Source organism: Sphingobium cloacae (genome assembly GCF_002355855.1).
GTDB classification, from domain to species: domain Bacteria; phylum Pseudomonadota; class Alphaproteobacteria; order Sphingomonadales; family Sphingomonadaceae; genus Sphingobium; species Sphingobium cloacae.
The window spans coordinates 2,062,818-2,080,005 of sequence record NZ_AP017655.1 but is presented as its reverse complement, the minus strand read 5'-3'; the positions used below and the strand labels follow the sequence as shown (position 1 = coordinate 2,080,005).

The 17,188-nt window shown below is 66.4% G+C and carries 18 protein-coding genes; 12 read left to right on the top strand and 6 right to left on the bottom strand.

The features are described 5' to 3' along the window. The first annotated feature begins 172 nt into the window (after positions 1–172). The 5 genes from SCLO_RS10355 to SCLO_RS10330 all read left to right on the top strand — a co-directional run bounded on the left by SCLO_RS10355 (position 173) and on the right by SCLO_RS10330 (position 3,914). On the top strand, positions 173–1,063 hold the full coding sequence (locus SCLO_RS10355) for a prephenate dehydratase (RefSeq protein WP_066517308.1): 891 nt from the start codon (positions 173–175) through the stop codon (positions 1,061–1,063). A gap of 180 nt (positions 1,064–1,243) precedes the next feature. Further along, complete coding sequence (locus SCLO_RS10345) at positions 1,244–2,089, top strand: MipA/OmpV family protein (protein WP_066517301.1); 846 nt, start codon at positions 1,244–1,246, stop codon at positions 2,087–2,089. 97 nt (positions 2,090–2,186) lie between these two features. Beyond that, entirely contained in the window at positions 2,187–3,098 is a 912-nt protein-coding gene (locus tag SCLO_RS10340; RefSeq protein ID WP_066517299.1) for a tetratricopeptide repeat protein, read from the top strand. A gap of 11 nt (positions 3,099–3,109) precedes the next feature. After that, positions 3,110–3,724, top strand: a complete 615-nt coding sequence (locus tag SCLO_RS10335) for an LON peptidase substrate-binding domain-containing protein (RefSeq protein WP_083949082.1) — start codon at positions 3,110–3,112, stop codon at positions 3,722–3,724. A gap of 13 nt (positions 3,725–3,737) precedes the next feature. Then, on the top strand, positions 3,738–3,914 hold the full coding sequence (locus SCLO_RS10330) for a Trm112 family protein (RefSeq protein WP_083949080.1): 177 nt from the start codon (positions 3,738–3,740) through the stop codon (positions 3,912–3,914). Positions 3,915–3,934: 20 nt separating this feature from the next. Here the strand turns inward: SCLO_RS10330 and SCLO_RS10325 are convergent, their stop codons facing one another. Next, the gene (locus SCLO_RS10325) at positions 3,935–4,531 is read right to left on the bottom strand and encodes a TlpA family protein disulfide reductase (protein WP_066517296.1); all 597 of its coding nucleotides are present in this window, start codon (positions 4,529–4,531) and stop codon (positions 3,935–3,937) included. Positions 4,532–4,574: 43 nt separating this feature from the next. On the opposite strand from SCLO_RS10325, the gene argH reads away from it, so the two are divergent. The 4 genes from argH to SCLO_RS10305 are packed head-to-tail and all read left to right on the top strand — an operon-like array spanning position 4,575 to position 8,254. Next, positions 4,575–5,951 carry an argininosuccinate lyase gene (argH, locus tag SCLO_RS10320; protein ID WP_066517294.1) on the top strand — a complete coding sequence of 459 codons (1,377 nt, stop codon included), beginning with the start codon at positions 4,575–4,577 and terminating at the stop codon, positions 5,949–5,951. Further along, positions 5,948–6,211, top strand: coding sequence for a hypothetical protein (locus SCLO_RS10315; RefSeq protein WP_066517285.1), 264 nt, complete (start codon positions 5,948–5,950; stop codon positions 6,209–6,211). The genes argH and SCLO_RS10315 overlap by 4 nt, the downstream gene beginning before the upstream one ends. Positions 6,212–6,230: 19 nt before the next feature. Then, the gene (gene lysA / locus SCLO_RS10310) at positions 6,231–7,496 is read left to right on the top strand and encodes a diaminopimelate decarboxylase (RefSeq protein ID WP_066517282.1); all 1,266 of its coding nucleotides are present in this window, start codon (positions 6,231–6,233) and stop codon (positions 7,494–7,496) included. Continuing rightward, on the top strand, positions 7,496–8,254 hold the full coding sequence (locus tag SCLO_RS10305; protein WP_066517280.1) for a precorrin-2 dehydrogenase/sirohydrochlorin ferrochelatase family protein: 759 nt from the start codon (positions 7,496–7,498) through the stop codon (positions 8,252–8,254). Before lysA ends, SCLO_RS10305 begins: the two co-directional genes overlap by 1 nt. Here SCLO_RS10305 and SCLO_RS10300 read toward each other — a convergent pair. Together SCLO_RS10300 and SCLO_RS10295 are read right to left on the bottom strand one after the other, a co-directional pair. Next, entirely contained in the window at positions 8,251–8,859 is a 609-nt protein-coding gene (locus tag SCLO_RS10300) for a response regulator (RefSeq protein ID WP_066517278.1), read from the bottom strand. The genes SCLO_RS10305 and SCLO_RS10300 overlap by 4 nt on opposite strands. A gap of 66 nt (positions 8,860–8,925) precedes the next feature. Next, positions 8,926–9,579 carry a TetR/AcrR family transcriptional regulator gene (locus SCLO_RS10295; protein ID WP_066517274.1) on the bottom strand — a complete coding sequence of 218 codons (654 nt, stop codon included), beginning with the start codon at positions 9,577–9,579 and terminating at the stop codon, positions 8,926–8,928. A gap of 92 nt (positions 9,580–9,671) precedes the next feature. Between SCLO_RS10295 and SCLO_RS10290 the strand changes: the two genes are divergently transcribed. From SCLO_RS10290 to SCLO_RS10280, 3 genes are read left to right on the top strand one after another with little or no spacing between them, the layout of a single operon-like run. Beyond that, entirely contained in the window at positions 9,672–11,180 is a 1,509-nt protein-coding gene (locus SCLO_RS10290; protein ID WP_066517392.1) for an efflux transporter outer membrane subunit, read from the top strand. Further along, on the top strand, positions 11,173–12,330 hold the full coding sequence (locus tag SCLO_RS10285; RefSeq protein WP_066517273.1) for an EmrA/EmrK family multidrug efflux transporter periplasmic adaptor subunit: 1,158 nt from the start codon (positions 11,173–11,175) through the stop codon (positions 12,328–12,330). Before SCLO_RS10290 ends, SCLO_RS10285 begins: the two co-directional genes overlap by 8 nt. 11 nt (positions 12,331–12,341) lie before the next feature. Beyond that, complete coding sequence (locus SCLO_RS10280; RefSeq protein ID WP_066517271.1) at positions 12,342–13,871, top strand: DHA2 family efflux MFS transporter permease subunit; 1,530 nt, start codon at positions 12,342–12,344, stop codon at positions 13,869–13,871. A 13-nt stretch (positions 13,872–13,884) separates the two neighbouring features. Here SCLO_RS10280 and rsmA read toward each other — a convergent pair whose 3' ends face one another. The 3 genes from rsmA to SCLO_RS10265 are packed head-to-tail and all read right to left on the bottom strand — an operon-like array spanning position 13,885 to position 17,108. Continuing rightward, positions 13,885–14,733 (bottom strand): 16S rRNA (adenine(1518)-N(6)/adenine(1519)-N(6))-dimethyltransferase RsmA, encoded by an 849-nt coding sequence (gene rsmA / locus SCLO_RS10275; RefSeq protein ID WP_066517270.1) that lies wholly within the window; start codon positions 14,731–14,733, stop codon positions 13,885–13,887. Further along, positions 14,723–15,748, bottom strand: a complete 1,026-nt coding sequence (gene pdxA, locus SCLO_RS10270; RefSeq protein ID WP_066517389.1) for a 4-hydroxythreonine-4-phosphate dehydrogenase PdxA — start codon at positions 15,746–15,748, stop codon at positions 14,723–14,725. The genes rsmA and pdxA overlap by 11 nt, the downstream gene beginning before the upstream one ends. Continuing rightward, complete coding sequence (locus SCLO_RS10265) at positions 15,726–17,108, bottom strand: peptidylprolyl isomerase (protein ID WP_066517269.1); 1,383 nt, start codon at positions 17,106–17,108, stop codon at positions 15,726–15,728. Before SCLO_RS10265 ends, pdxA begins: the two co-directional genes overlap by 23 nt. Between the last annotated feature and the right edge of the window lie 80 nt (positions 17,109–17,188).

The following is a 17,188-nucleotide window of genomic DNA, read 5'->3' as shown; positions in this document are numbered from 1 at the left end:
CTTGAATTTCTGTTCTGGCGGCTACCCGCGCCCCCTCTGCGCGCTGCCATAATGTCGCAATCGCGAACGTGCAAGCATGGTTGAGGGCAAAAGCGCCCCTTTCCCCCTTCGCGGAAAATGGCCGCCGGATGCTTGCGCGCGTGGAGGGGAGAGCTTAAGCGCGCAGCCACCGATGGAAAATTATCCCGCCCCCGCCCGCGCGCTCGTCGCCCAGCTTAGCGAGAAGGCCGCCGCCGACCCGGCGAAGGCGGTCGCCTATCAGGGCGCGCCGGGCGCCAATTCGCATCTGGCCGCGCTGGGCTATGCGCCCGGCTGCGTGCCGCTTCCCTGCTTCGCGTTCGAGGATGCGATCGATGCGGTGCGCAACGGGCAGGCCGCGCGGGCGATCATCCCGATCGAAAACAGCCTGCATGGCCGCGTCGCCGACATGCATTTCCTGCTGCCCGAATCGGGGCTGCACATCGTCGACGAATATTTCCTGCGCATCCGCCATTGCCTGATGGCGCCGGACACGACGCCGGTCAAAAGCGCGATCAGCCATCCGCAAGCGCTGGGCCAGTGCCGCCATTATCTGCGGGAACGGGGTATCCAGCCGGTCGCCTATGCCGATACGGCGGGCGCGGCGGCGCTGGTCGCGGAAACGCGCACGCCGGGGGAAGGCGCCATCGCGCCCTATCTGGCGGCGGAGCTTTACGGCCTGCGGCTGGTGGCGGAGAATATCGAGGATAGCGACGACAATATGACGCGCTTCCTGGTGCTGGCGCGCGAAGCGAACATGCCCGAGCCCGGCGTCGGGCCGGTGATGACGACATTCCTGTTCGAGGTGAAGAATGTTCCGGCCGCGCTTTACAAGGCGATGGGCGGCTTTGCGACCAATGGCGTCAATATGACGAAGCTGGAAAGCTATCAGCGCGGCGCAAGCTTCGCGGCGACGGAATTTTTCTGCGACATCGAAGGGATGCCGGGTGATCCCGCGATCGACCGGGCGCTGGCGGAACTGGAGTTCCACACCAAATGGGTGCGGATGCTGGGCAGCTACCGGCAGGCGCGGCCGCGGACCTGAAGGGTTTGCCGGGTGCCGATTGTCCCATGCCTCCCAAAGGGCGGCAAACGATCGAGGGCCGGATATGCGGGACGGAAGGCGTTCCATCCCTTCTGTTGCCGCCGCGTTGCGCGCGCCTCTGGAACATTGCGGGCATTCGAAGCATTCCAGCCGTGGTTCAAGGGAAGGAAATCCAGGTTCATGATTCGCCGCTTCATTTTGTCCGCCGGGCCCATGGCCGCGGCTCTGGCGCTTGCGCCGTCGGCTTCCGCCCAGGAAGAAGATCACAGCAGCCTGACCATCGGCATCGGCGGGGCCTATATCCCCAGCTATGAAGGGTCGGACGATTATCGCGCCATCCCCATCGCCCAGGCACGGGGCAAGGTGCATGACTTCGCCTTCTGGACGCGCGGCCCGGCCCTCTATGTCGACGCCATCCCCAATCGCGACAGCGACGGCGTGGATTTCGAACTGGGGCCGCTGGTCAATTTGCGGTTCGACCGCACGAGCCGCAAGGGCATGAAGGACGATGCCGTCCGCGCGCTGGGCAAGCGGGACATGGCGGTGGAAGTGGGCGGCTTCGTCGGCATCGGCAAGACCGGCGTCATCACCAGCGCCTATGACAATCTCTCCGCGCGCGTGGCGATCGCCAAGGACGTGGCGGGCGCGCACAAGGGCTATGTCATCACCCCCGCCATCGAATATGTGACGCCGCTTTCGATCACGACCTTTGTCGGCATGTCCGTCTCGGCGGAATATGTGAGCAAGAAATATGGCCGCTATTATTATGACGTGGACGGGGCGGACGCCACGGCGTCGGGACTGCCTCTCTACGACAGGGCAGGCGACAAGGCGGGTTTCAAGAAGGTCGGCGTCAACCTGACGGCGGGCAAGTCCCTGTCCGGCGACATCCGCAAGGGATGGGCCGTCTTCGTGCTGGGCGGATATTCGCGGATGCTGGGCCGTTACGGCGATTCGCCGGTCGTGTCCGTCGCCGGATCGAAGAACCAGTGGATCGGCGCGCTGGGCGTGGGTTATACTTTCTGAGCAGCCATGCCGCCGTGCCCTTGTGAGGGGAGGGTGACGCTCCCCATATTCCGCTATATGGAAGCGGAATTCACCGCATGAGGCAGGAGACGACAGCGTGGCAACCCTGGGATTGAGCGACGGCGACAAGGCGTCGGTAGAGGCGTTTCGCCGGGACGTGGTGGAGCCGTCGCATACCCAATTGGTGATCGTGGATTTCTGGGCGGAATGGTGCGGGCCGTGCAAGCAGCTCGCCCCCGTCATGGAGAAGGTCTGCGCCGATTATGCGTCCAAGGGCGTGAAGCTGGTCAAGATCAATGTCGATGAGGACAAGTTCATCGCCGCCCAGTTCCGCGTGCAATCGATCCCCACCGTCTATGCCGTGTTCCAGGGCCAGCCCGTCGCGGACCTGAGCCAGGCGCGGACCGAGGGACAGTTCAAGCAATATCTCGACCAGCTTCTGAGCCAGCTTCCGATCGAATCGGAGGAAAAGGCGCAGGCCCAGGAGATCGCTCCCCTGATCGCCATGGGCGAGGAAATGCTGGCGGACGGCGAGCATGAACGCGCCCTGTCGGTGTTCGAGCAGATCGCGCAGATGGCGCCGGACAATGCCGAGGTGGCGTCGGGCCGCGCCCGTGCCCTCGTGGCGCTGGAGCGGGTGGACGAGGCGGAGGCGGCATTGGACGCCCTGCCGTCCGAAGCCGCGAAGGACAGCCATGTCGAGCAGGCGCGGGCCGCCATCGCGCTCGCCCGCAATGCCCGTCCGGTGGCCGATCTTTCCGCCGTGCAGGCGCGGGTCGCCGCCGATCCCGACGATCATGAAGCCCGCTTCGAACTGGCCACGGGCCTGATGGGCAATGGCGACAGGGACGGCGCGGCCGATGCCTTGCTGGAGATCGTGCGGCGCGACCGGGACTGGAATGAAGGCGCGGCGCGCACGCAGTTGCTGACGCTGTTCGGCGCGGTCGGGCTGGAGGACCCGTGGGTCGCGGCGCAGCGGCGGCGACTGTCGCAGATCCTCTTTTCCTGACGGCGCGGCCGGTGCCGACCGCGCGCGTCTCGATCTTTCCGCTGTCCGGGGCCTTGCTGCTGCCGGGGATGGACTTGCCGCTGCACATTTTCGAGCCGCGCTATCGGGCGCTGATCCACGACGCCATGGCGCGGGACCGGCGCATCGGCATGATCCAGCCGCGCGGGGACGGTTTGAGGCCCGCTTTGTTCGACATGGGGTGCCTGGGCCATATTTCCCATATCGAGGCGCTGGACGACGGGCGGTTCAATATCGTCCTCAAAGGGCTCGCGCGTTTTCGCGTGATGCGGGAACTGGAGGTCTCCACCGCCTTCCGCCAGATCGAGGCGGACGTGGAGCAGGCGCCCGATCCGGACGAGGTGCTTTCCGCCGTGGAGCGCGCGGCGCTGGAGCAGGAATCGCAGCGCTTCGCGAAGATGCTGGGTTATGTCGTCGACTGGACGGCGGTGGCGCGGCTGGACGACCAGTCGCTGGTGAACGGCATCGCGCAGATCGCCCCCTTCGACCCCGCCGCGAAGCAGACCTTGCTGGAGGCCGATACGCTGAACGAGCGGGCGGACCTCATCATCCAATTGATGCAGATCGTGGGCCGCGCCGAACGCGACGGCGGCGCGACAATGCAATGAGGGGTGCGGGGCGATGACCGCGGTGCCGGTCGATCCATGGCTGCTCGCCAAGCTGGTATGTCCGGCGACGCGCGGCCCGTTGCGATGGGACGCGGAGCGGAGCGAGCTGGTGTCGGATGCGGCGGGGCTGGCTTATCCGGTACGAGACGGGGTGCCTGTGCTGGTGGCGCGGGAAGCGCGACCCTTATAGCCGGTGCTTCCGTGCCGCGTTCAGGACGCCATCGCCTCCTCGAGCAGCTTGCGGGCTTCCTCTCCGTTCCAGTCCATCGCGCCGATGACCCGGACGACTTCCTTGCCTTGCGCGTCGTAAAGGACCGTCGTCGGCAGCATCCCGGTCGCATAATGGAAGCCCAGACCATTTTCCGGGTCCACCCAGCCCTTGAGGTGCGGCAGGTCGTGCTTCTCGAAGAAGGAGGCGATCGCCTTCTCGCCCTGCGTGTCCTGCGAGATGGTGAGGACGCCAAGGCCCTTTGGCCCATGGGAAGCCGCCACGGCATCCAGCGTCGGCATCTCCGCCACGCAAGGCGCGCACCATGTCGCCCAGAGATTGACCAGCATCGGCTTGCCCGCGAAATCCCGGAGCGTCGCGTCCCCGCCATCGGGATTGCGGAAGCGGATGTCGGGGGCGGGGGTTCCGGCCTTGGACCGATCCAGTGTATAGCTGAAGTCGCCCTTGCCGCTCGCGGCGGGGGCGGTCGCTTCGCCGCTGGTGACGGGCGCGGGCGCTCCGGCGTTCGCAGCCGCTTGCTCCGGAGGCGGCGATTGCCTATCGCACGCGGCAAGGCCAGCCAGCAGGAGCAGTGTCATTACGCAGGGCAAGGAAGTTCGCACGGGAGAAGGCTCCAACAGCATGTGGGGCGGACGCTTCGCGGCGGGTCCGGCTTCGATCATGCGGGAGATAAATGCCTCCATCCCTTTCGACAAGCGATTGTGGAAACAGGACATTGCCGGCTCCAAGGCGCATGTCGCGATGCTGGCGAAACAGGGCATCGTCGATGGCGAGGACGCGCAGGCGATCACCGAGGGGCTGAGCCGGATCGCGCAGGAATATGAAGCGGATGGAGTCCCGGTGAACCTGGACCTTGAGGACATCCACATGGTGACGGAATCGCGGCTGGCCGAGTTGATCGGTCCGGCGGCGGGACGGCTGCACACGGCGCGCTCGCGCAACGATCAGGTGGCGACCGATTTCCGCCTGTGGGTGCGCGACGCGATGGACGAGGTGGATGCGGGGCTGGCGGCGTTGCAGGACGCGCTGCTGGCGCGCGCGGAGGAACATGCGGACGCGGTGATGCCGGGTTTCACCCACCTCCAGTCCGCGCAGCCGGTGACGCTGGGGCATCATCTGATGGCTTATCATGAGATGATCCGGCGCGACCGCAGCCGCTTTGCCGATGCGCGGGTCAGGATGAACGAATGCCCGCTGGGCGCGGCGGCTCTGGCGGGGACGGGCTTTCCCATCGACCGACATGCGACGGCGGCGGCACTGGGCTTCGCCAAGCCGACCGACAACAGCCTGGACAGCGTTTCGGACCGGGACTTCGCGCTCGATTATCTGATGGCCGCGACCCAGTGCAGCCTGCATCTGTCGCGGCTGGCCGAAGAGTTCATCATCTGGGCGAGCCAGCCCTTCGGCTTCGTGAAGCTGCCCGATGCCTATTCGACGGGCAGTTCGATCATGCCGCAGAAGCGCAATCCCGACGCCGCCGAACTGGTGCGCGGCCATGCGGGACGGATCATGGGCTGCATGAACGCGCTGTGCGTCACGATGAAGGGGCTGCCGCTCGCTTATTCGAAGGATATGCAGGACGACAAGCCGCCGGTGTTCGAGGCGCATGACCTGCTGGGCCTTTCCATCGCGGCGATGACGGGAATGATCGGGACGGTCGCTTTCCGCACGGACCGGATGCGGGCGCTGGCGGAGAGCGGTTTCGCGACTGCCACCGACCTTGCCGACTGGCTGGTGCGGGAAGGCGACGTGCCTTTCCGCGAGGCGCATCATATCACCGGCCGCGCGGTCGCGGCGGCGGAGGAGGCGGGCGTGGCGCTCGCCGACCTGCCCATCGGGACGCTCAAGGCCATTGATTCGCGCATCGACGAGCGCATCTATGCCGTGCTGACGGTCGACGCGTCGGTCGCCAGCCGCAAGAGCCATGGCGGCACCGCCCCCGATCAGGTGCGGGCGCGGATCGGCGAGGCGCGGACGAAACGGGAGCAGAAGGCATGACGATGCGTTGGACGAAGGGGCTGGCGATGGCGGCGCTGGCCGTGGCGCTGGCTTCCTGTGGCGGTCGTCAGCCGCTCAAGCCGGTCCAGGGGCAGAAACTGCCCGCCGTGCCGGTCGGCGCCGCGACGGCGCCCACCGCGCAGGATCTGACCACGCCCGGCACGCAGGCGCGGCCCGAACGCAATGTCGAGTTGCTGACCCAATCCAAATCGCGCGGCGACGACGAGTTCGACCTGCCGCCCGAACGTGACCCCCAATAAGAGCCGACAGGACAAACCCTTGGACCATTTCGATTATGTGGACGGCGTCATGCATGTGGAGCAGGTGCCGATGCCCGCGATCGCGCAGGCCGTGGGCACGCCGGTCTATGTCTATTCGACCGCCACGCTGACGCGCCATGTCGGCGTGTTCCGCGATGCGCTGGGCCAGCTCGACGATCCGCTGGTCGCCTTTGCGGTGAAGGCCAATCCCAATGCGGCGGTGCTGGCGACGCTGGCGAAGCTGGGCCTGGGCGCGGACGTGGTGTCGGGCGGGGAATTGCTGCGCGCGGTGGCGGCGGGAATCCCGGCGGATCGCATCGTCTTTTCGGGCGTCGGCAAGACGGCGGAGGAAATGCGGCTGGCGCTGGAGCATGGAATCTTCCAGTTCAACCTCGAAAGCGAGCCGGAGGCGGAAATGCTTTCGGAGGTCGCGTTGTCCATGGGCAAGCGCGCGCCGGTCGCCTACCGCGTCAATCCCGATGTGGACGCGGGCACCCATGCCAAGATTTCGACCGGCAAGTCGGAGAACAAGTTCGGCATCCCCTATGACCGGGCGCTGGCATCCTATGCGGGGGCGCGCGACCTTCCCGGCCTCGACGTGCAGGGCGTGGCGGTGCATATCGGCAGCCAGTTGACCGACCTTGCACCGCTGGAAGCGGCCTTCGTGAAAGTAGGCGCGCTGATCGGGAGATTGCGGGAAGCGGGGCACGACATCCGTACCGCCGATCTGGGCGGCGGCCTGGGCGTGCCTTATGATCCGTCCAAGCCCCTGCCGCCCAGCCCCGCCGATTATGGCGCGATGGTGACCCGGGTGACGGCGGGCTGGAATGTCCGGCTGATGTTCGAGCCGGGCCGCGTGATCGTCGGCAATGCGGGCGCGCTCCTGTCCCGCGTGGTGCGGGTGAAGCAGGGCGCGCAGGCGCCCTTCGTGATCGTCGACGCCGCCATGAACGATCTGCTTCGGCCCAGCCTCTATGATGCCTGGCATGACATTCGTGCCGTGGAACCCGCGGCCGAGCGGAGTGCGGCCAATGTGGTGGGGCCGGTGTGCGAGACGGGCGATACCTTCGCCATGCATCGCGACATGGACGTGGTGGAGGCGGGCGATCTGGTCGCCTTCATGACGGCGGGCGCCTATGGCGCGACCATGGCGAGTACCTATAACAGCCGTGCGCTGACGCCCGAGGTACTGGTGTCGGGTGGCAAATGGGCCGTTGTCCGCGCGCGTCCGCCGATCGAGGCGCTGATCGAAGGGGACAGCATCCCCGACTGGGTGCGGGACTGATGCACAGTCTGCCCGTCTTTCTGCGGTTGCGCGGGCGGGCGGTCATCCTGACCGGGGAAGGCGAGGCGGCCGCCGCCAAGCGGCGCCTGCTGGAACGCGCCGGCGCGCTGATCGTGGGCGAGGATGGGGCCGCAGCCATCGCCATCGTCGCCGATGGCGATGCCCTTGTGGCGGCGCGGCTCAAGGCGCGGGGCGTTCTGGTGAATGTGACCGACAAGCCGGACCTGTGCGATTTCACCCTTCCCGCCATCGTGGATCGCGATCCGGTGCTGATCGCCATCGGGACGGGCGGGGCGTCGGCGGGCCTCGCCAAGGCGCTGCGCCAACGGATCGAGGCGCTCCTGCCCGCGCGGCTGGGCGCCCTGGCGATGGCGCTGCGCGATGCGCGTCAGGCGGTGCGAATGCGCTGGCCCGATGCGGGCGCGCGGCGGCGGGCCATCGATGCGGGGCTGGCGGCGGGCGGCCCGATCGATCCGCTGGGAGACGCGCCGGACAGGGCGGTGCCGCTCTGGCTGGAACGGGAGGATGGCGGGACGGAGGGCAGGCTGCTCACGATCCGGCTGCTTTCCGGCGAACCCGACGATCTGACGCTTCGCGCGGCGCGGTGGCTGGGGCAGGCGGATCGCATCTATCACCGGGCCGATGTGCCGGCGGCGATATTGGACCGCGCCCGGGCAGACGCGGCGCGGATCGTTGCGGAGGGTCCGCCGGTTTCGCCGGGGGAAGGTCTCTCGCTCTGGCTGGAGATGGAAGGCTAGGCGCGACCGTTCAGCCGGGCGATCTCGTCATTCAGGGCCTGGATCGATGAGACGAGCCGGGCGCGGTCGGCCTGCAATTCATGCAGGGCTTCGCGCGTTTCACCCAGTTCCACCGCACGGCGGGCAATACGGGCGTCAAGTTCCGCATTGTGCCGGGAAAGCGCGTCCATCCGTTCGGCCTTGGCGCACAGATGGCGCAGGCGCGCATCGAGCAGATCGAAGTCCAGCGGCTTGGCGATATGGTCGGCGGCGCCCGACTCCAGCGCTTCGACCGCAAGCGGGCGTTCCAGGCGGCCTGCGATGGTCACGAAACAGGCATGGGGAGAAAGGCCGGATTCCCGGATTTTATCCATGGTCGCGACGGCGGACAGCAGGGTCACCCCCATGTCGATCAGCACGATGTCGAAAGGCCGCGTGACGAGCAGGCCAAGCGCCGCGAACCCGTTTTCCGCCAGGGCCACGTCATAGCCCAGATGGGACAGGCGGCGGGCAATGACGGAGCGGGCCGTGGAATTTTCATCGATGACGAGGACGCGCAGCCGCCTGTCGCTCCTCATCGACTCCCTGCTGGGCTGATTTCGTTCGCCGCGCTTGAAAATCTGCATCGTCCCACCTTTTGCCCGAAGAATAGGAATCGAGCGCAAAGAAATGGTTAACGGATGCGGATGCCCTCAGTCGGCCATGGGCTGTTCCGGAGCATAGGCGCGCATGAAGATGCTCACCGCAAAATCGGCGTCGTTCCGGATCATCTCCGGCGTCGCGGAACCGATCTGGCCGACCAAGAGCTGCTGGTGGCACCCCGACGTCACCAGCGCCGTCAGCACGCGCGCGGCGGCCTCCGGATCGCCTTTCCGCAACTGTCCTCTTCCCATTGCGCCCGACAGGAAATCGGCGAGCATCCTGAGGGTTCGGCGCGGGCCGCGCAGATAGAAAATCTTGCCCATTTCCGTGAAGCGCCCCGCCTCGGACACGACAAGCCGGTTCAGCGCGACCGCTTCGGCAGAGGTGATCTTTTCCAGCAGACTGACGCAGACGTGGTGAAGGGTGGTCACCAGATCGCCATCGGGATCGAGTATCTGGGACAGATGGGCGCGATAGGCCGCCGTCTTCTCCTCCAGGACCGATTCGAACAATTCCTCCTTGGATGGAAAATGATTCCATAATGTGCCTTTCGATCCGCCCAGGGTCGCGGCGATCCCCGACATGGTGGTGCCGGCATAGCCGTTTTCGAGGAAGGACTGGGCCGCCACGCATAATATGGCCTCCCGCCGATCACGACGGCGCGCTTCGCGGCGGCTGAGGGGAGGGACGGAAGAAGGGCTCATCACGAAAGCGTACTATATAGTATGATATTTTATTGACAAGCAGAGGTGTCAGGCGCAAACGCGCTTTTTTTTAATAGTCGGTACGGTTGGGCATGCCCATGAGTCGTCGTCCTTTTTCGGTGCGTGGCACGGTCGCGGCGGGCCTCATGATGGCGCTGTCGGCTTGCGCGGCGGTGCCCGATCTCGGCAAAAAGCCGGAAATCCGTTCCCCGCAAAGCGTGGCCGCGACTCGCAGCCTTGCAGCGGAGGAGCGCGCGTGGCCGGGCGAGGGCTGGTGGACCGCCTATGGCGACCCGCAACTGACGGCGTTGATCGAAGAAGGGCTGCGCAACGCCCCGGACATGGCGGCGGCGGCGGCGCGCTTCCGTCAGGCGCAGGCCATGGCGCAGCAGGCGGGCGCGCCGCTGCTCCCATCGGTCGACCTGGATGCCAAGGCAGGCACGACCAAGCAAAGCTACAATATGGGCATGCCCAAGGAATTCGTGCCCAAGGGATGGCTGGGTACCGGGCAGGTCGCGCTGAATGTCGGGCTCGACCTCGACCTGTGGGGACGGAACCGCGCGGCGCTGGCCGCCGCGACCTCCGAATCGCGCGCGGCCGAGATCGAGGCGCGGCAGGCGCGGCTGATGCTGACCACGGGCATCGCGGACGCCTATGCCGACCTTGCCCGGCTCTATGACTATGCGGATATCCAGCAGCGCGCGCTCGACATCCGGCTCGCCAGCCAGAAGCTGGTGTCCGACAGGATGACCAACGGCCTCGAAACCCGGGGCAGCGCGCGGCAGGCGGATGCGACCGTATCGTCGGCGCGGGCGCAACTGGCCGCGGCGAAGATGGCGATCGAATTGCGCCAGCATCAGATCGCGGCGCTGATCGGCGCGGGGCCGGATCGCGGACTGGAGATCGGCCGTCCGCGGGTGGGCGTGCTGGCGTCGCTCGGCCTGCCCGCCGATGTGACCACCGAACTGGTGGCCCGCCGTCCCGACATCGCCGCCGCGCTGGCCCGCACCGAGGCCGCCGCCAAGCGGATCAAGGTGGCGCGGGCGGATTTCTTCCCGGCGCTCAGGCTCTCCGCGCTGGTGGGCGTGCAATCGCTGGGTTACGACATGATGTTCGGGGAGAACGCGGGCAAGGCCAAGCCCTTCACCGACACGCTGTTCAAGAAGGATTCGCTGTTCGGCAATGCCGGTCCGGCGATCAGCCTGCCGATCTTCCGGGGCGGCGCCTTGCAGGGACAGTATCGTGGCGCGCGCGGCGCGTATGACGAGGCGGTTGCCAATTATGACAAGACGGTCCTGACCGCCTATCAGCAGGTCGCCGACGCCGTGACCGGCCGCCGGACGCTGGATCAGCGGCTGACCGATGCGCGGGCGGCGCTCGCGGCGTCTGAGGAAGCCTATGCCATCGCCGGGAAACGCTACAAGGGCGGGCTTTCCACCTATCTCGACGTGCTCAACGTCGAGGACCAGCTGCTCTCCGCGCGCCAATCGGTCGCGGAACTGGAAGCGAGCGCCTTCTCGCTGGACATCTCTCTCATCCGTGCGCTGGGCGGCGGCTTTGCTGCCAGCGACATGATCGCCAAGGACCGACCCAATGGCTGACGCCGCGCAGGAATTCACCGCCGATACCGAGCAGGCGCCCGACGCCGCCAAGGATGAGCGGATGGCGACGCGCCGGAAATGGCTGCTTCGCCTGCTGATTGTCGTGCTGGTGCTGGGGGCGCTCTATGGCATCTGGTATGTGCTGGTCGGGCGCAATCATGTCGGCACGGACAATGCCTATGTGAACGCGGAGATCGCGCAGGTCACGCCGCTGCTGTCCGCGCAGGTGACGGAGGTGAGCGTCACCGACACGCAGGCGGTGAAGAAGGGCGACATTCTGGTCAAGCTCGACCCCACCAATGCCCGCATTGCCGTGGAGCAGGCGGAAGCGGATCTGGCCGAAGCGCGTCGCCGCTTCCGGCAGACCACGGCCACCAGCGGCGCGCTGTCCGCGCAGGTGACGGCGCGGGGGGCGGACATCGCGCAGGCGCGGGCGCAGCTCGCCACGGCGCAGGCGGATTTCGAGAAGGCGCGCATCGACCTGCAACGGCGCGAGGCGCTGGCCCCCGACGGCGCGGTGTCGGGCGACGAACTGACCAGCGCGCGCAAGGGCTATGCGGCGGCGAAGGCGGCGCTTGACCTCGCCCGCGCGGGCGTGGCGCAGGCGGAGGCGACGCGCGTGGCCGCCGCCGGGCAGTTGGCCGCCAATGACGCGCTGGTGAAGGGATCGACCGAGGATACCGATCCCGCCGTGCTCGCCGCCAAGGCCAAGCTCGACAATGCGAAGCTGGACCTGGAGCGGACCGTCATCCGCGCGCCCATCGACGGCGTTATCAGCAAGCGGCAGGTTCAGATCGGCCAACGCGTGACGCAGGGCAGCCCGATCATGAGCATCGTTCCGATCTCGCAGGTCTATGTCGACGCCAATTTCAAGGAACGCCAGTTGCGCCGCGTGAAGGTGGGCATGCCCGCCAAGGTCACGTCGGACCTGTATGGCGGCGATGTCGTCTATCATGGCCGGGTGATCGGCTTCGCGGGCGGCACCGGATCGTCCATGTCGCTGATCCCCGCGCAGAACGCGACCGGCAACTGGATCAAGGTGGTTCAGCGCGTGCCGATCCGCATCGCGCTCGACCCCAGGGAACTGGCCGAGCATCCGTTGCGCGTGGGGCTGTCGATGGAAGTCGACGTCAACGTCTCGGGCCGCTGAGGAGAAAGCCGGTGGGCGGCTCCGAAAACACATTCTCGCTTCTGTCGCCCCGCCAGCGGCTGCTGGCCGGCCTGGTGCTGGCGATGAGCAACTTCATGGTCGTGCTCGACCTCACCATCGCCAATGTGTCGGTGCCGCATATCGCGGGAAATCTTGGCATCACGCCCGACCAGGGGACGTGGATCATCACATCCTATGCGGTGGCGGAGGCGATTTGCGTGCCGTTGACCGGCTGGCTGGCGCAGCGTTTCGGCGTGGTGCGCGTGTTCACTGCGGCGATGATCGGTTTCGGCATTTTCTCGCTTCTGTGCGGCCTGTCGGTGACGCTGGGCATGATCGTCGCCTGCCGCATCGGGCAAGGGCTATGCGGCGGCCCGATCATGCCGATGTCGCAGACGCTGTTGATGCGCATATTCCCGCCCGAACAGCGCGGCAAGATGATGGGGATATGGGCCATGACCACGTTGCTCGGCCCGGCCATGGGACCGATCATCGGGGGTTATATCAGCGACAACTGGAGCTGGCACTGGATTTTCTTCATCAACCTGCCGATCGCTTTCGTCTGTATTCTGGCGGCCACCGCGCTGATGACGCCGGTGGAAACCGAAACGAAAAAGCTGCCGATCGACTTTGCGGGACTGGCGTTGCTGGTCTTCTGGATCGGATGCCTTCAGATCATGCTGGACATCGGCCGGGATCATGACTGGTTCGCCGATCCCCTGATTGTCGTTCTGGCGATCCTGGCGGGGATCGGTTTCCTGGTGTTCATCATATGGGAACTGACGGAAGAGCATCCGATCGTCGACCTGCGGGTGTTCCGCCATGTCGGCTTTTCGTCGGGCGTGTTCACCCTGGCTTTGTGCTTCGGCGCCTATTTCGCCAGCATCGTGATCGTGCCGCAATGGTTGCAGCTTTCCATGGGCTATACTGCGACATGGGCGGGCTTCGTCACGGCCTTTACCGCGATGACCGCGTTGCTCGCCGTACCCTTCGCCGCGCGGTGGATGGCGCGGGTGGACGTGCGCATCCTGATGTCCATCGCGGTGGCGTGGATGGGCATCATGTCCTTCTGGCGCGCGCATTGGACGAGCGGGGCGGATTTCTGGACCCTGTGCTATCCGCAGATATTCCAGGGCTTTGCCATGCCCTTCTTCATGATCCCGCTGACGACCCTGACATTGAGTGCGGTGCGGCCTTCGGAAACGGCGTCCGCGGCAGGGATGCAGAATTTCCTGCGGACCATGGCGATCGCCATCTCCACGTCCGTCGTGCTGACGGCATGGGGCGACGGGCAGCGGGTCTCGCGCAACGAGATGGCGTCCGTGCTTCAAGCCGGCGACACGCAGGCGCAGCTTTCCGCCAGCGGCATGTCAGCAGAGCAGATCCGGCAGTTCATCTCCAGCATCGTCGATCGGGAAGCGACGGTCATCGCGATGGATTATGTGTTCTTCATCAGCATGATATTGCTGTTCGTGGCGGCCGCGATGGTATGGCTGGCCCCCAAGCCCACCGGAAAGGTGGACACGTCGGCGGCGCACTGACCGGAACGCAGGGTCAGGCGGCCGCCTCGCCCAGATGGCGGGCGGCTGCGACAAATTCCTCGACGCTCACCGTTTCGGCGCGGCGTTGCGGGTCGATACCCAAGGCTTCCAGCGCGTCCAGCGCACCGGGCAGTCCCTTCAGGCTCTGGCGCAGCATCTTGCGGCGCTGGCCGAAGGCGGCGGCGGTCAAGCGTTCGAGATGCTTGAGCTGCACCCCTTCCGGCGCTGGCTTGGGGGTGATGTGGACGACCGCCGACATGACCTTGGGCGGAGGGGTGAAGGCGCTGCGATGCACCTTCATCGCGATGCGCGCGTCGGAACGCCACTGACCCAGCACGGCCAGGCGGCCATAATGGTCGCCGCCCGGTTTCGCGACGATCCTTTCGGCCACCTCCATCTGGAACATCAGGGTCAGGGACGACCACCAAGGCAACGGGCTCCATCCCGCCGACAGCCAACCGACCAGCAGGGCCGTCCCGACATTATAGGGCAGGTTGGCGATGACATGGGCGCCATCGCCCGCTTCGGCGCGGGCGTCGATTTCCATCGCGTCGCCCGGGATCACGCGAAGCTGACCGGGGAAGGCCGTTTCCAGTTCGGCGAGGGCAGGAAGGCAACGCGAATCCCGCTCCACCGCGACCAGCCGCGCGCCCGTCCGCAGGATGGCGCGGGTCAGGCCGCCGGGACCGGGGCCGACTTCGAAAGCCCGCTCGCCTTTCAGCGGGCCGGGGATGGCGGCAATGCGGTCCAGAAGCTGTTCGTCCAGCAGGAAATTCTGGCCCAGCGCCTTGCTCGCCTGAAGCCCGTGCGCGGCGATGACGTCGCGCAGCGGCGGCAGGGACGGGCGAAGCTCAGTTGTCATGCGCGATGCGGGCGCGGGCGGCTTCGGCGGCCATTTTGAGCGCGGCCATCATCGCGCCGGGATTGGCGCTGTCCTTGCCCGCTATGCCAAAGGCGGTGCCGTGATCGGGCGAGGTTCGGACGATGGGCAGGCCCAGCGTCATGTTCACCCCATCGTCGAAATGCAGCGTCTTGAGGGGGATCAGCGCCTGATCGTGATACATGCAAAGCGCCGCGTCATAGGTTTCCCGCGCGCGCGAATGAAACAGTCCGTCGGCGGCGAAAGGCCCCTTGATGTCCAGCCCTTCGGCCCGAAGCGATTCGATGGCGGGACCGATGATCTCGATTTCTTCCCGGCCCAGCGCGCCGCCTTCGCCCGCATGGGGATTGAGCCCCGCGACGATGAGGCGGGGGCGGGCGATACCGAAATTGCGCTGCAACCCCTTGACGGAGGTGAGCGCGCGGGCACGGATGAGGTCGATCGTGAGGGCGTCGGACACGTTCGCCAGAGGGATGTGGATGGTGACGGGAACGACCTTGAGGGATGGCCCGGCCAGCATCATGACGGCATTATGGGGAGCCACGCCGCAGCGTTCGGCAATGAATTCGGTTTGCCCCGGATGGGCGAAGCCGACGCCGTAAAGCTGTTCCTTGCCGACCGGCGCGGTGACGATCCCCGCCGCGGAGCCAGTACGGGCAAGACCGACGGCGACCTCCAGCGCCTGAAGCGCGGTGCGGGCGCCGTCGATGCTGGGCGTGCCCGGAACGATCTCTCCCGCTTCGGCCACCTGAAGGCAGGGAAGGGCGGAACCGAAGGCCTGCATGGCTTCCTCCGGCGTGCTGACGGCCGCGATGGGGCCGAGCCACACCGCGCGAAGGGAGGCGGCATCGCCCACCGCGAAGAAAGGCGGCAGGCCGCGCGCCTCGCGCATGACCCAGCTCTTGGCGACGATTTCCGGTCCGATCCCCGCCGGATCGCCGAGCGAAACGGCGAAGGGCGGGAGAGCGGCGGGATCAGTTATATTCGATAATGGCATCGCGTCGCAGGTCGCGCAGATAGATGCGCGCGCGCTTGTTGACCCGTTCCTCTTCCATCTGCGCCATGATCTGGTCGGCATTGGGTGCGCCGCCCGCGCTGGCGTCGTCGCGGCCGCACAGGATCAGGACGCGCACGCCGTCGTTGATGGAACCGAAGGGCGGAGTGGCCTCGCCGACCTGAAGGCCAAGCAGGATTTCCTGCAACTGCGGCGGCAGGTCGCGCACCTTCACATTGTCATTGTCGATGACCTCGGCGCCGATCTTCGCGCCCAGTTCATTGGCCTGACCGCAGCCCTTGATGTCCTTGACGGCGGCGGCGAAGGCTCCCGCCTTCTGGCTTGCCTGCTCCTTCGTGGTGCCGGCGGGGAAGGAGACGGACAATTGTTTCAGGCTGAGCAGCGAATCGCGCGGATCGGCGGTCAGCACCTTGCGCTTGTCCATCACATAGAGGATCGACACGCCGCCCGGCACCGCGATGGGGCCGGCAAGCTGGCCCACCTGCATTTCATTGGCCGCCTGCGCCAGCGCGTCGGGGAGCTGGCCCGGACGGACCCAGCCCAGATCGCCGCCGACCGCCGCCGTGGAGGCTTCGGAAAACTGGCGGGCATAGGCCTGGAAACTGCCGCCCTGCTTGATCTGTTCGATGATGTTGCGGGCGTTCGCTTCGATCTGCGCCATGTTTTCGGGCGTGGAGGACAGGTAGATTTCGCCGATGCGGAATTCATCGGCGCCCTTGGAGGCGTTCAACCGGTCCACGACCGACTTCACTTCCTCCTCGCTCACATTGACGAAGGGCTGGATGTTGCGGCGGAGCAGGCGGCTCCACGCCATTTCGCCTTCGATCTGGCGCTTGATGCTCGCGGCGGAACTGCCCTGCGCGCGCAGATACTGATCGAACTGCGCGGGCGACTGGCGGAAATTGGCCGCGACCCGCTGATAGCTTTCGTCGATCTCCTCCTTCGCCACGCGGATGTCGTTGGCGGCGGCTTCCTGGATCTGGAGCGTTTCGTCGATCAGGTTGCGGAGCACCTGGACGCGCAGCCTTTCCTTCTCTTCGTCCGACACCTTGCCGCCATTGGCCGCGATGATGAGCGCGAGGCGCTGGTCCACGTCCGTGCCGGTGATGATGCGGCCGTTGACGATGGCCGTCGCCTTTCGGACATTGGGATCGCTCTTGCCGAAGACGGTCATGTCCTGCGGCAGGTTGAGTTGATGCGACGCGATCATGTCGTCATCGCCTACCGTCTGCGCCGACGTGCTCGACAGCGCCATCGCAGATACGGCGGTGGACAGCAAAAGCGCGCGCGCTCCAAAACCAATGGTCCGGCTGATGCGGTTCGACAGGGAAACAGAATGCATCGTCGACTAAACTCTCCATACGGTCCGACGCGTCATGCGCGGGTCCGCCTTAACCCGTGCTGAGCGATGGCGGGAACGCC

Excerpts from the sequence above, each read along its gene's own strand:
- SCLO_RS10300 (WP_066517278.1), bottom strand. The coding sequence starts at position 8,859 with ATGCAGATTTTCAAGCGCGGCGAACGAAATCAGCCCAGCAGGGAGTCG.
- SCLO_RS10345 (WP_066517301.1), top strand. The coding sequence starts at position 1,244 with ATGATTCGCCGCTTCATTTTGTCCGCCGGGCCCATGGCCGCGGCTCTG.
- SCLO_RS10325 (WP_066517296.1), bottom strand. The coding sequence starts at position 4,531 with ATGACACTGCTCCTGCTGGCTGGCCTTGCCGCGTGCGATAGGCAATCG.
- argH (WP_066517294.1), top strand. The coding sequence starts at position 4,575 with ATGTGGGGCGGACGCTTCGCGGCGGGTCCGGCTTCGATCATGCGGGAG.
- SCLO_RS10295 (WP_066517274.1), bottom strand. The coding sequence starts at position 9,579 with ATGAGCCCTTCTTCCGTCCCTCCCCTCAGCCGCCGCGAAGCGCGCCGT.
- pdxA (WP_066517389.1), bottom strand. The coding sequence starts at position 15,748 with ATGCCATTATCGAATATAACTGATCCCGCCGCTCTCCCGCCCTTCGCC.
- SCLO_RS10265 (WP_066517269.1), bottom strand. The coding sequence starts at position 17,108 with ATGCATTCTGTTTCCCTGTCGAACCGCATCAGCCGGACCATTGGTTTT.
- SCLO_RS10285 (WP_066517273.1), top strand. The coding sequence starts at position 11,173 with ATGGCTGACGCCGCGCAGGAATTCACCGCCGATACCGAGCAGGCGCCC.
- SCLO_RS10315 (WP_066517285.1), top strand. The coding sequence starts at position 5,948 with ATGACGATGCGTTGGACGAAGGGGCTGGCGATGGCGGCGCTGGCCGTG.
- SCLO_RS10355 (WP_066517308.1), top strand. The coding sequence starts at position 173 with ATGGAAAATTATCCCGCCCCCGCCCGCGCGCTCGTCGCCCAGCTTAGC.
- rsmA (WP_066517270.1), bottom strand. The coding sequence starts at position 14,733 with ATGACAACTGAGCTTCGCCCGTCCCTGCCGCCGCTGCGCGACGTCATC.
- SCLO_RS10330 (WP_083949080.1), top strand. The coding sequence starts at position 3,738 with ATGACCGCGGTGCCGGTCGATCCATGGCTGCTCGCCAAGCTGGTATGT.
- SCLO_RS10305 (WP_066517280.1), top strand. The coding sequence starts at position 7,496 with ATGCACAGTCTGCCCGTCTTTCTGCGGTTGCGCGGGCGGGCGGTCATC.
- SCLO_RS10290 (WP_066517392.1), top strand. The coding sequence starts at position 9,672 with ATGCCCATGAGTCGTCGTCCTTTTTCGGTGCGTGGCACGGTCGCGGCG.